This is a genomic window from Aromatoleum buckelii (assembly GCF_012910785.2).
Classification (GTDB): domain Bacteria; phylum Pseudomonadota; class Gammaproteobacteria; order Burkholderiales; family Rhodocyclaceae; genus Aromatoleum; species Aromatoleum buckelii.
In genome coordinates this window covers 1192666-1206306 of record NZ_WTVH02000010.1, presented here as the reverse complement: position 1 = coordinate 1206306, position 13641 = coordinate 1192666, and the positions used below count along the sequence as shown (strand labels likewise).

Below are 13641 nucleotides of genomic sequence, written 5' to 3'. Positions count from 1 at the left end.
ACGGACGCGCGAGCGCGTCCGGCCGCCGCGTGAAGCCGCGTGGGCGGCGCGGCTCAGGCTGCCGCCACTGCTCGCATCGCCACGTAAAGCCGCGCGTATCGGCCGGCGCTGCCCCCCCAGCTGAAGTCGCGCGCCATGCCGTTGCGGCACAGCGTGCGCCACGCCACCCGGTCGGCGAACACTTTCAGCGCACGGTCGACCGCTTCGACGAGCGCCGCCGGCGTTGCATCCGCGAACAGGAACCCCGATGCTTCGCCGCGATGCAGGCCATCGACGCTGAAGTCGCCGACCGAATCGACGAGACCTCCCGTCGCGCGCACGATCGGCGGCGTGCCGTAGCGCTGGCTGTACATCTGGTTCAGCCCGCACGGCTCGAAGCGCGACGGCATCACGAACGCATCGGCGCCGGCCTCGATGCGGTGCGCGAGCCGCTCGTCGAAGCCGATCACCGCCGCGATACGCTCCGGCGTTGCGGCCGCGCGTTCGCGCCACGCCTGCTCGAAGCGCGCATCGCCTCCTCCGAGCAGCGCGAGCTGCACCGGCCGCGCGAGCAATTCCGGCAGCGCATCGAGCACCAGGTCGATGCCTTTCTGGTCGGTCAGGCGGCTGACCATGCCGAGCAGCAGCGCATCGTCGTCGGCCGCCAGTCCCAGCTCGGCCTGCAGCGCGCGCTTGTTCGGCGCCTTGTCTTCGAGCGTGTCCGCGTCGTAGTTCGTGTCGAGGTGCGGATCGGTGCGCGGGTTCCAGGCGTCCATGTCGATGCCGTTGAGGATGCCGGCAAGGCGGTTCGCGCGCGTTTCGACCAGCCCCTGCATGCCGCAGCCGTGCGCCTCGGTGCGGATCTCGTGCGCATAGGTCGGGCTGACGGCGACGATGCGGTCGGCGTAGTAGAGGCCCGCTTTCAGGAACGACAGCTTCCCCCAGTACTCGACACCTTCGGACTTCAGGCTCTCGGGCGGCAGTCCGAGCCGTTCGGCGACGTCGAGCGGGAAGATCCCCTGGAACGCGAGGTTATGGACGACGACGAGGCTCGGTGCCGCTCCGGGCAGGCCGAGCTTCAGGTACGCCGGTGCGAGCGCCGTGGGCCAGTCGTTGCAGTGCAGGATGTCCGCGCGCCACACCAGCGGGCTCGCGGCACTCGCGAGCCGTGCGGCGACGTGCGACAACAGCCCGAAACGCAGCGCATTGTCGCTGTAATCGACGCCGTCGCCGTCCTGGTACGGCCCACCCTCGCGCCGGTACAGCGACGGACAGTCGAGCACCAGCGCCGGCACGCCGCTTGGCAGCCGGCCGCGCAGCAGCCGGGCCGACGGCAGGCCATGGGCGGAGCGGATGTCCGCGACCTTGCGCGCATTTCGCGCCGCCTGGCGCACCGACGGATAGCCCGGCAGCAGCACGCACACGTCGAGCCCGAGCGCCGCAAGCGCAGCCGGCAGGCTCGCGCTGACATCGCCGAGCCCGCCGGTCTTGGCCCACGGGGCGCACTCGGGCGTCACAAACAGCACGCGGAGTCGCGCGGCTTTCCTGATGGCGCTCATTCCGCCTCCCGGACGGCAACGGCACGGTCGCGTTGCGGCACGAGCAGTGCCAGGGGCAGCGCACCGAAGAGGCGCGCGACATCGAGATGGCAGCGGTTGCCGGCGCACTGCGGCCGCACGTCCTGCCCGCACAGCGCGTCGCGCCATTGCCGGCCTTCGGAGAACGCCGGCAGCTCGACGAACGTGTCCTGCCAGATCGTCGTGTCGCGCAGCAGCGCGGCATCACCGCGGCACAGCGTGAACAGCAGGCGCGAGGCGACGACGACGACGATGTCGTCACCGAGGACGCGCGCGAACGCGACGACGTGCAGCGCCGCCGGCCCGTCCGTCTCCAGCGCAACGTAGCGGCCGAAACGCATCGTCTGCTCGAACTCGCGGCGCGCTGCAAGCGCGCGCCACAGCACGTAGAGCTTGATGCGGCCGTCGTCGCGACCGTCGGACAGGGCGTCGAGCATCGCAGCGAGCGCGTTGCGTCGCGTGGCCTCGTCCGCGCCGTCCGGGCACTCCTGCTGCAGACCGTGCAGGAGTTCGCGCGCGGCGGCGAAATCGACCGGGACGCGGTTATCGGGGTCCACCAGCCGGTAGTTCCATCTCTCGCAGCCCTGATAAATGTCCGGCACGCCGGGCGCGGTGAGCTTGAGCAGCGTCATTGCGAGGCTGTTGTAGCAGCCGAAGCACGACACGCGCGCGTGAAACGGCAGGAAATCGGCGACGAACGGGTTGTCGAGGCCGCCGGCAAAGAGGCGCCGCACGAAGCCGGAAAGCGCCGCCTCGTAGCCGGGCTCGGGGTTCATCCAGCTGGTGTGCCGTTTCGCCTCGCGCACGGCCTTCAGCATGTACGCATCGACGCGGCGCGCGAGTTCGGCCAGGCTGCGCGCGTCCGGCCGCGTCGCCGGCCACACGCCGAGCAGCGTCTGGTACAGCAGGTACTCGTCGTTGCACGACGGCGCGAGCGCGTCATTGACCCGACGCTTGTGGCGCTCGTTGAGCTTGCGCCAGCGCCGCAGCGCGAGCCGCCATGCGCCCGGCATTTCGGACAGCACGTCGATGCGCGCCCGCACGTCCTCCGAGCGCTTGCTGTCGTGGGTCGAGCTGCCCACCAGGCCGAACGGGTGGCTCGCCGCGACACGCTCGTTGGCCGCGTGGAAATCCTGCACCGCGATGCCGAACGTGTGCGGGTCGCCGCCGACGTCGTTGAGCGACACCAGCCGGTTGTAGCGGTAGAACGCCGTGTCTTCCATCGACTTCGCCATCACCGGCGCGGTGAACTGCTGGAAACGCCGTACGAAGCGCAACTTTAGCAGGCGCAGTTCCGCCGCGGTTTCGGTCGGCGCCGAGACCAGCACGTCGCGCACGAAGCGCAGCACCGTCGCATCGCCCGCGCGCGTGCGCGCGGCAGCGGTCGCGACGGCGCGCTCGATGTAGCGGCGGTCGCTGTCGGAAACACCGCGCGCCCCGATGTACGTGCGATAGACCGGGAAGCCGGCGACGATCTCCTTCAGCGCGCCGCGCAGCCGGCTGCGCGTGAAATCGCGCGTGCGCCGGTCGTGCTGCGCGATGTCGTGGAGCAGCACCGCGAGCCCGCTGACTTCGCCCGGCAGCGAATGCGTCATGATCAGCAGCTTCGCTTCGTGCAGCACTTCGCTGAAATTGCGCGCTTCGCCGGTGAAGGCGCGGTAGATCCGCGAAAAGCGCGACTCCTGCGCCGAATCGACGAACAGCCCGTTGCACAGGTTCGCGAAGCGGTAGCCGGTGTCGCCGTGCACCGGCCACTCGCCCGGCAGCGGCTCGAACTCGGCGAGGATCTTCTCGACGACGAGGTACAGCGCCGGCTCCGGGCCTGCCGGGGGCGTGCCGCGGGCGAGCGCCAGCTCACGCGAGATTGCCGCATGGCGGGCCTGAAGGCGCTCGAAATACGCGACCGGCTCGGCGAGCCCATCCGGGTGATCGATGCGCAGGCCCGACACGCGCCCTTCGGCGAGCCAGCGGAAGATCTGCGCGTGCGTCGCCTCGAACACGCTTTCGACTTCCATGCGCAGCGCCGCGAGGTCGTTGATGTCGAAGAAGCGGCGGTAGTTGATGTCGTCGGCGGCGACGCGCCACGACGCGAGCCGGTACGCCTGGCGCGCGAGCAGCGCGTCGAGCGCGTCGAAGCTGGCCGGTTCGCCGACGCGCCCGTTGAACGCCGCAAGCCGTTCCTCGATACGCGCGCGCACCGCCGGGAGGCGCTCGTGGAGCGCCGCGAGGTGCTGCTTGAAGAGGTTCTTGTTGTGGCGGCGCTCGGTCTGCAGCGCCGGGTCGGCGACGTCGCGCGGCGGCAGGTGGCGCAGCGCCGCGAGCAGCGTCTCGAGTTCGACCTGCTCGGCGGCGACGACGCTTTGCGCGCCGCGCGTCGACGCGGCCGGCGTGAGGATCGACGGGTAGTCGCACGGATCGACCGGGAAGCGATGCTCGAAGTAATGCACGCTGAATTCGCCGCGCTCGGCGCAGAAACCGAGCGTGAGCTCGCCGGCTTCGAGCACCAGCCCGTACTGGTCGCCGAGCACCGGCAGCAGCACTTTGCCGCGCAGCTCCGGGAAAGGCGGCTGCCAGTCGATGTCGAAGTGGTCCGCGCATTCGGACGCTTCACCGTTCTCGAGCACGTCCTGCCACCACTCGTTGTCGGCGCCGAGCACGCCGACGTGATTCGGCACGACGTCGAGAACCTGCCCGAGCCCGAGCTCGGCCAGACGGGCGCAATAACGGTCGAAGTCCGCTTCGCTGCCGATCTCGGGATTCACCGCCTGGTGGTCGATGATGTCGTAGCCGTGCCGGCTGCCGGGGCGCGCTTTCAGGAACGGCGCCGCATAGACGTGGCTGATGCCGAGCTCGGCGAGATACGGCAGCACCGCTTCGGCCGCGGCGAAGCCGAAGTCGGCGTGGAACTGCAGCCGGTACGTCGCGCGCGGGATCGTCGCAGTTTCCGGGTGGAAGTCGGGCGGGCCGCCGCTCAACTCGCGCAGCGGGCACGGCCGTTCCGCGTCGATCGCCGCGCTGACTGCGCGCCACCGCGGATCGACTTCGAGGTCGGCGAGATCGGCGCCGAGCTTGCGGCGCCAGTTGGGGTATTCGGACTCGCTCGTCCCCGGCAGATTGACGCCTTCGAGCTGTCCCAGGACGTCCTCGAACTGCACCACCGCGATTGCCGCCGGCGTGCGTGCGATGAAGCGATGCACCGCGACGGCGAGGCGCGGATCGTCGTCCGCGATGAGCCCCGGGTCGCTGCCGAGTCCGTCACCCTGCCCTTCGTTTTGCCGCTCGCCCGACCGCTCTCCGAGGACCGCTTCGGCAGCCAGCGCGGCAAGCAGCGCACGGCGGTCGGCGTCGCGGCGTTCGAACTGGCGATCGCGCATGCCCGGTTCGCGATACATGCCGAGCCTGTCGCGCAGTTGCAGGTCGAAGCCGCTCCAGTAGCTGCGCAGCGTCGGCAGGTCGTGCGTCGACACCGCCGCGACCGCCTGCGCCGGCCAGTCCCGCGGCGCCCTGAAGCTGCCGGCGTCCCAGTCCTGCTCGAAATACAGCGGACGGTACGAAAGGACCGCGTGGCGCGCCATCGCGTCGCGGACTTCCTGCGGCACGATGCCGAGGTCCTCGCCGATGACGACGCAGCGATGGCGGCGGCTTTCGAGGCACAGCAGCCCGAGCAGCTCCTCCATCGGGTACGCGACGTAGGCGCCGACCTCGCGCTGGCCGTCGCCCGGCAGCCAGAACAGGCGCATCAGGCTCATCACGTGATCGATGCGCAGCGCCCCGGCGTGGCGCATGTTCGCGCGCAGCACCGCGAGGAAAGGTTCGAAGCGCTCGGCCGCGAGGCGCTGCGGGATGACCGGCGGAAAACCCCAGTCCTGCCCGGCCGGGTTGAGCTCGTCGGGCGGCGCACCGGCGTGGACGCCGAGCGCGTGCAGCTTCGGCCGCATCCAGGTCTCCGAGCCGCCTTCGTTGACCCCCACTGCCAGGTCGCGGTACAGGCCGATCGCCATGCCGCGCGCCTGCGCTCGTGCGGCAACGCGGCGCAGCTGCGCTTCAGCCTGCCATTGCAGGTACTCGAAGAATTCGACGCGCTCCTCGTTGGCGAGGGCGAACGCTTCGACCGCCGGGCCATCGATGTCGCGGTACGCCTCGGGCCACACGGTCCAGCCCCACACTGCGGGGTCGATGCGGAAGAACCGTTCCTGCAGCGCGTCGAACAGCGCGTGCGCGCGCAGGCTGCGCCCGCCCTCGCGCTGGAAGTCGCGGAACAGCCCGGCGCGCTGCGTGTTGCGCTCGAGATGCACGCTGCGGAAATGGCGGTACAGCATCTCGAGCACTTCGAACTTCGCCGCGGCGACGCCGCCGTAGTCGACGAATTCGGTCGCCCGCAGCGCTTCGAGGCGCTCGCGGAACGCAGGCTCTTCGACGCGCTGGCGCGCGGCGGCGCATTCGCCGTAGTCGCGCGTCGTCTCGATCTCGATGTACAGCACGTTGAGCCATTCACGGCTCGACGGGCTGTACGGGCTCGCGCGCGCTGGGTCGTGCGGGAACAGCGCGTGCAGCGGATTGACGCCGACGACGTGCGCGCCGGCATCGGCGGCGAGGTCGACGAGGCGCAGCAGGTCGCCGAAATCGCCGATCCCCCAGTTGCGCGACGAGCGCAGCGCATACACCTGCACCGCCGGCCCCCACAGCCGGTCGCCGACGCACTGCGGGGCCGGGCGAGGCAGCTGGAAACAGGCCGCGGGGCAGATCGCGAGCGCCGCAGTAGCCAGTTCGCGCGGCGGCTGCGCAGCCTCGAAGAGCAGCAGCCGGTGGTGGCCCGGCGGCACGTCGATGGGCAGTTCCAGCAGCGCCGGGCGGCGGCTGTCGTCGTCGCCACTCCCGTCAGCGTCCGGAACCACGGGCGAGTCGATGTCGGGCGAGTCGATGTCGGGCGAGGCGACGTCGGGCAAGGCGGTGTCGGCCGCGGCGGCGCGCGGCACAACGACGCCGGAACGCTCACCGCCGTCCTCGAGCACGATGCGCCACGGCAGCGTGCGGCCGATGAATTCCGCCGGCAGGTTCGCCGCCAGCCGCAGCGGCGGCGTGCCGCCCTGCACGACCAGCAGCGGTGGCAGGATGCGCCGGCGCGCAGCGGCGCGCAGGTCGGCGAGGCAGGCCTGCGCCTCGGCGTGGCCGGCGACCGGATAACCGAGCGCGGCGACGATGTCGCGCTTCTTCGCCTCCGGCACCAACGTGCGCCGGCCCCACGCGTCCTCGTACTCGAGCGCGACGCCGAGATACACGCACAGCGCGTCGAGCCCCGTGCCCGCCTCGCCGCCGTCGTGCCCCGTGCCCGAGTCCGCGTCGCTTCCCCTCTCGCTCCCGCTCCCGCTCGCCGTTTCGCCTTCCATCTTTCCCCCTTGTTGCAGCCGGTTCCGCGCGTCGCTTCCTGCGCCTCTTTTCCGCTACGTGCCCGCGCCGTCCGGCGGCACTACGTACGCCTGCACCGCGCACGGCGGGAGCTGCCGCGGTTCGTCCGCGCGCGGCCCGAGTGACGCGAACGGGACGACTTCGAGGCGATCGAACGTCACCGCAGCGCCGGAAAAATTGGCGCGCAACACAAGCGCGGCGCCGTCGACGCATGGCCAGCGGATTTCGAACGCCTCGTCACCGTGCATCGCCGTCGTGCAGCCGCCGGCGACGATCTGCGGCACGCGCGGCACGACAAACTCGTGGCGCAATGCGAGCAGCTCCCGATAAAAACTTAGCCATCGCTGCCCGGCTTCGCTTTCACGCGCGCTCCAATCGAGCTTGCTCGCGAGGAACGTCGCCTCGGCGCACGGATCGGGGATCTCGCCCCCGCCCTCGCCCTCGCCCTCGGCGCCGCCGGCCGCGGAAAAATGCTCGAACCCGGCGAACTCCCGTTTGCGGCCCTCCCGCACCGCAGTCGCGAGCTCTCCCTGGTAGTCGCAGAAATACTGAAAAGGCGTCGTCGCCCCGGCCTCCTCGCCCATGAACAGCAGCGGCGGCGAAGGAGCGAGCAACTGCAGCGCGACGACGGCGCGCAGCCTGTCGGGCGGCGCCAGCGTCACCAGCCTCTCGCCGAACGCGCGGTTGCCGACCTGGTCGTGGTTCTGCAGGAAATTGACGAACGCGGTCGGCGGCAGCGCGGCGCTCGGTTCACCGCGGGGCCTGCCGTGGAACGGCGACAATTCGCCCTGGTAGGCGAAACCTTCGGCGAGGCAGCGCACGAGGTGGCGCACCGGGTGGTCCGCGTAGTCGGCGTAATAGCCGTCACGCTCGCCAGTCAGCAGCACATGGGCGGCATGGTGGAAGTCGTCGTTCCACTGCGCGTCGTAAGTGCCTTTCGACTGCGGCGCGCCGAGCCGCGACGCCTCGTTGTCGACGTGTTCGAGAACCAGATGGAGCTGGCGATGGGTTGCGCGCGCCCGCACCCACATCGACAGCTCCTCGAGGATGTGCCGGGGTGACGCGTCGAAGATGCTCTGCACCGCGTCGAGTCGCAGGCCGTCGAAGCGATACTCCTCGAGCCAGTACAGCGCGTTGTGGATGAAGAATTCGCGCACCGTCGCGCTCGCGACACCGTCGAACGCGATCGCGCCGCCCCACGGCGTGGCATGTTCGGTCGTGAAGAACTGCGGCGTATAGACCTGCAGATAATTGCCGTCCGGGCCGAAATGGTTATAGACGACGTCGAGCAGCACCATCAGGCCGAGCCGGTGCGCGCTCTGCACGAAATGCTTCAGCTCGTCGGGGCTGCCGTACGCCGCATCCGGTGCGAACGGCAGCACGCCGTCGTAGCCCCAGCCGCGGCTGCCGGGGAAATCCGCGAGCGGCATCAGCTCGATCGCGGTGACGCCGAGCCGCGCGAGTTCGGCGAGCTTGCGCTCCGCGGCGTCGTAGCGCCCTTCCGGCGTGAAAGTGCCGACGTGCAGCTCGTAGATCACCGCCTCGTGCCACGGCCGCCCATGCCACGCGCCGTCCTCCCACCCGAACTGCCGCGGGTCGACGAGCAGGCTCGGGCCGTGGACGTCCTGCGGGTTGAAGCGCGACGCCGGGTCCGGCACTTCGAGCTGGCCGTCGAGCCGGAACATGTAAAGATCGCCCGCCCGCGCCTCGGCGACGCGGCACGTGTGCCAGCCTTCGGACTTCGCGCACGTCACGTAATGCTTCGCTCCCGACGGCGTGAAAAGGCACAGCTCGACGTGCTTGGTCGCCGGCGCCCACAGGCGGAATCGGTAGCCGACGCTCTCGTCGTGCTCGTCGATGCGCTCCGGCCCGAACGGCATGCGGTGGATATGGTGCGACGGCCCATGGCGCGACGGCCGGCCCGCGGCGCGAGCGCCCCCGTATTCGAGTTCCGGTGCTTCCCGGCCGGGGGTCCCGGCATCGTGGTAATGCATAGTCATGGCTTGAGCTGCCCCTTGCCGACGACGACGACGCCGGATTCGCTGATGTGGAAACGCTGGCGATCCGCCTCCAGGTCGTAGCCGATCTTCATACCCGGGGGAACGAAGTTGTACTGGTCGATGATCGCGCGGCGCACCCGCGCGCCCTTGCCGATGACCGAGCGGTCCATGATGATCGAATCGACGACCTCGGCCCCTTCCTCGACGACGACTTCGCGCCGCAGCAGCGAGCGCTCGATGACCGCGCGGCGGATCACGACCCCGGCGCCGAGCGACGCGGTGCGGATGTGGCCGTCATGGACCTGAGCGGCTTCGGTCTGGTCCGGATTCGCGTAGATCGGCCAGTGCGGGTTCGACATGCAGAATTTCGGAAATTCGCCGAGCGTGTCGAAGTTGGCCGCGTAATAGGCGTCGATCGTGCCGACGTCGCGCCAGTACGCCGGCTCCTCGTAGTCGCGGATGCCGCGCATGCGGTTCGTCGTGAAGTCGTACGCCATCACGCGGTTGCGCTCGGCCATCGCCGGCAACAGGTTCTTGCCGAAATCGTGGCCGCCGCGCGAATGCGCGCGCATCAGCGCGTCGACGAGGAGATCGGCGGAAAACACGTAGTTGCCCATCGACGCCAGCGCGTGACCCGGCCGTCCCGGCATCGGCTCGGCGGTTTCGGGCTTCTCGCGGAAATCACGGATGCGACTGGCACTGTCGGTGCGGATGATGCCGAACGAGCTCGTGAGTTCGAGCGGCACGGGGAGCGCCGCGACCGTCGCGTCGGCCTGCGTCGCGACGTGGAATTCGATCATCTGGCGCAGATCCATGCGATAGACGTGGTCCGCGCCGAACACGACGACGAGATCCGGCTTCACCAGCTCGATGAGGTGCAGGTTCTGGTACACCGAATCGGCGGTCCCCTGGAACCACTCCGGCCCGTGCTGCATCTGCGGCGGCACGACCGTGACATAGTGGTGCGGAATCAGCGGACTCATGACCCATGAACGCCGGATGTGTTCGATCAGCGATTGGGACTTGTACTGCACCAGCAGGTAGATCGAATAGATCTCCGAATTGACGAGGTTCGACAGCACGAAATCGACGATGCGGTGGCGTCCGTTGAAAGGCACCGACGGTTTCGACCGCTCCGCAGTCAGCGGGTGCAGACGGCTACCTTCCCCCCCCGCCATGACGAACGCAAGCACTGATTTGCCGGCAATCATGATTCACCTCCACGCAAGCACCTGCCGCGGCACGAGCACCGCGGACACTGAAATGGGAGAGCAGCCGCGCCCCGCGGCGCCTTGGCCTGCCGAGCCGGATGGTCCTGGCGCGGGCCTCGCGCGGGCAGCCCGCCGCGGCGCGCGCAGGCGGCTTTCGAGCAAGCGGCGCAGCGCGAGCTCGTTGCGCGACAGGCCGCATACGCCGTCGTCCGCAGCCTCGGCCTCGGGGACGTAATCGTCGAGCACCTCGCCGCCAAGATAGCGGTCGAAGATCACCGGACAGATGTAGCTCGAGCGCGTCACCGCCGCGGTGTTGCCCAGTTCCGCGGCCACCGCCTTGACACAATCGACGAGCACGCGCGACGCCGCGCGGTCGCTGTCGGCCGGACCCGCCGCGGCGAGGAATTCCGCTGCCCGCAACGTTCCGCCCCAGGTACGGAAATCCTTCGCGGTGAAAGGACCGATGGCCTCGCGCAGATACGCGTTGAGATCGGTCGCCTGCACCGCGCGCCGCGTGCCGTGCTCATCCTCGTACTGGAACAGCGCGCTGCCGGGCAGCGCGAGCAGGCGTGCGATGTTGGCGGCGAGGCTGCGGTCGCGCAGCTCCCGGTACTGGTGCACGCCGTGCTTGCCCCGATACGAGAAAACGACGCGCTGGCCTTCGAGGCGCACGTGCCGCTTGCGCAGCGTCGTCAGCCCGTAGCTGCGGTACTGGCGTAGGTAGCTCTCGCTGCCGACGCGGAAATACACGCGATCCAGCAGCCGCGTCAGCAACGCGAGAACTTTGCGGCGCGGCATCCCCGACAGGCGCAAATCGGCAGTCGTGATTTCACGCAGCCTCGGCAGCGCCGCGGCGAAACGCGCCAGCCGGCGCCACTTGCGCATCGCGTTGTTCTGCACGAAGCCGGAGTGATAGCGGTACTGCAGGCGGCCGCGCGCGTCGCGTCCGAACGCCTGCAGTTCGTCGTCCGCGTCGGGGCTGACGAACACATCGGTGTAGGCCGGCGGCACCGCGAGCGATGCGATGCGCGCGAGCCCTTCGGCGTCGCGATATGCCGTGCCGTCCGGCCACACGTAACGGAACCCGCCTTCATCGAGCGGAATGCGGCGCAGATAGCTCGCCTGGAGCACTTCAGTCCGGTTGGGCATCGCCCCCCCTTTGCCCTTCTCCACGACCTTCCCCGTCTCCTTCCGTCTCGTCGACATGCAGGCGTGACCTCGCGCCGCGTGCCGTCAGGCCGACGAGCAACCCGTCGATGAACATCGCCGAGGGCTTGTCCGCCCCCGCCGCGAACAGCAGCAGCGAGCGGGCGCCGATCGCATCCCGGTGGCCGGCCGCGAACGCGGGAAACGCCGGCTCGTCCGGGGAGCCCGTGTCCACGAGGCGCGTCCAGTGCCCCGCGCCCCGCACCTGCGGCAGCGTCCATTCGACCGTCTCATGCCCGGCGTTGACGATCAGCAGCACGATGACGTCGCTGCCCGGGTGCGGCACCACGGTGTGCTGCGCGCGGCCGTCGGCGAGCATGCCGAAGCAGCGCATCTGCGGATCGGCCCACTCCTTCTCTTCCAGTTCGGTGCCGGCCGGGGTCAGCCACGCGACGTCGCGCACCTCATGGGTCGGATGCATCTCGCCGGTCGAGAAACGCCCCGGGCGCAGCACCGGCAGGGCGTCGCGCAGCACTAGCAGGTGGCGTGCGAACGCCAGCAGTCGCCTGCCATTGGCGTCGATATCTGCCCAGTTCACCCAGCTAATGTCGTTGTCTTGGCAGTACGCGTTGTTGTTGCCGCGTTGCGTGCGGCCGAACTCGTCGCCGGCGAGCAGCATCGGCGTGCCGTGTGCGAACAGCAGCGTGGCGAGGAGGTTGCGCTTTTGCCGCTCGCGCAACGCGATGATGTCCGGATCGTCGGTCGGCCCTTCGGCCCCGCAATTCCACGAACGGTTGTCGTCGTGGCCGTCGTTGTTGGCCTCGCCGTTGGCCTCGTTGTGCTTGTCGTTGTACGAAACCAGGTCGTGCAGCGTGAAGCCGTCGTGCGCGGTGATGAAGTTGATGCTCGCCCACGGCCGCCGGCCACGACGGTTGAAGCGATCCGCCGACGCCGCGAGCCGCGTCGCCAGTTCCGGCGCGCGCCCCTCGTCGCCTTTCCAGAACGAGCGCACCGCGTCGCGGAAACTGTCGTTCCACTCGCCCCAGCCCGGCGGAAAGGCACCGACCTGGTAACCGCCGGGGCCGCAGTCCCACGGTTCACCGATCAGTTTGACGCGGTTCAGCACCGGGTCCTGGCGGCAGGCATCGAAGAAACCGCTGCCGGGATCGAAACCGTGCGCCTCGCGGCCGAGGATCGTCGCCAGGTCGAAGCGAAAGCCGTCGACGCCCATCTGCAGCACCCAGTAGCGCAGACTGTCGAGCACCATCTGCAGCACGCGCGGATGGTTCAGGTTCACCGTGTTGCCGGTGCCGGTGTCGTTGATGTAGTAGCACGGCTCGTCCGGGTTCAGGCGGTAGTACGACGCGTTGTCGAGCCCCTTGAACGAGAAGGTCGGGCCCAATTCGTTGCCTTCGGCGGTGTGGTTGTAGACGACGTCGAGAATCACCTCGAGGTCGGCGTCGTGCAGGCGCGCGACCATGTCGCGGAACTCGACGATCGCGCGTCCGGCGAGATAGCGCGGATCGGGCGTGAAGAAGCCGAGCGAGTTGTAGCCCCAGTAGTTGCGCAGCCCTTTTTCGGTGAGATGCGTGTCGTCGACGAACAGGTGGATCGGCAGCAGCTCGACCGAGGTCACGCCGAGCGACTTCAGGTGCTCGATGATCACCGGCGTCCCCATCCCCGCGAAGCTGCCGCGCAGGCGCGGCGGCACCGCTGGGTGGAGCCGCGTCAGGCCGCGCACGTGCGCTTCGTAGAAAACCGTGCGCTCCCACGGCACGCGCGGGCGCTCGGGCAGCGGGAGTTCCGGGGCGGGTGCGACGACGCGCGCCTTGAGCATGAAAGGGGCGCTGTCGCGCTTGTCGAAGCCGTGGCCCGGCTTCTTGCCGCGCAGCTCATACGAGAACAGCGCCGACCCCCACCTGAGCCGGCCGACGACTTCGCGCGCGTACGGGTCGAGCAACAGCTTATGCGGGTTGAAGCGGTGCCCCTGCTCGGGCACGTACGGCCCGTGCACGCGGTAGCCGTAGACGAGTCCCGGCCCGGCGCCGGGAAGGTAGCCGTGCCAGATCTCGTCGGTGAACTCGGGCAGGTCGACGCGCGTGACCTCGATGCGCCCGCTGTCGTCGAAGAGGCACAGCTCGACCCGTGTCGCATGCGCGGAAAACAGCGCGAAGTTGACGCCTTCGCCATCCCAGGTGGCGCCGAGCGGATACGGCAGCCCCTCCTTCATCGAAGCGAGAAAGCCGTGCATCAGGCCCCCCATCATCGCGCCACCTCGCTGTTCGCGGTCGATGTTGCCGGTTGGGATGACTGGGGGGCGGG

6 protein-coding genes are annotated in these 13641 nt (G+C 69.5%); all 6 read right to left on the bottom strand.

Features of this window, described 5'->3' with window-relative positions; all coding sequences use genetic code 11:
* Positions 1-53 precede the first annotated feature (53 nt).
* The 6 genes from glgA to glgX are packed head-to-tail and all read right to left on the bottom strand — an operon-like array spanning position 54 to position 13585.
* On the bottom strand, positions 54-1538 hold the full coding sequence (glgA, locus tag GO608_RS16295; RefSeq protein ID WP_169198655.1) for a glycogen synthase GlgA: 1485 nt from the start codon (positions 1536-1538) through the stop codon (positions 54-56).
* Positions 1535-6943 (bottom strand): malto-oligosyltrehalose synthase, encoded by a 5409-nt coding sequence (locus GO608_RS16290; protein WP_169198654.1) that lies wholly within the window; start codon positions 6941-6943, stop codon positions 1535-1537. The genes glgA and GO608_RS16290 overlap by 4 nt, the downstream gene beginning before the upstream one ends.
* A 54-nt stretch (positions 6944-6997) precedes the next feature.
* Positions 6998-8962, bottom strand: a complete 1965-nt coding sequence (gene treZ / locus GO608_RS16285; protein ID WP_169198653.1) for a malto-oligosyltrehalose trehalohydrolase — start codon at positions 8960-8962, stop codon at positions 6998-7000.
* Positions 8959-10173 carry a glucose-1-phosphate adenylyltransferase gene (locus GO608_RS16280; RefSeq protein WP_169198652.1) on the bottom strand — a complete coding sequence of 405 codons (1215 nt, stop codon included), beginning with the start codon at positions 10171-10173 and terminating at the stop codon, positions 8959-8961. The genes treZ and GO608_RS16280 overlap by 4 nt, the downstream gene beginning before the upstream one ends.
* Before the next feature lie 3 nt (positions 10174-10176).
* Positions 10177-11322, bottom strand: a complete 1146-nt coding sequence (locus GO608_RS16275) for a DNA topoisomerase IB (RefSeq protein ID WP_169198651.1) — start codon at positions 11320-11322, stop codon at positions 10177-10179.
* Positions 11306-13585, bottom strand: coding sequence for a glycogen debranching protein GlgX (gene glgX / locus GO608_RS16270; RefSeq protein ID WP_169198650.1), 2280 nt, complete (start codon positions 13583-13585; stop codon positions 11306-11308). The genes GO608_RS16275 and glgX overlap by 17 nt, the downstream gene beginning before the upstream one ends.
* Between the last annotated feature and the right edge of the window lie 56 nt (positions 13586-13641).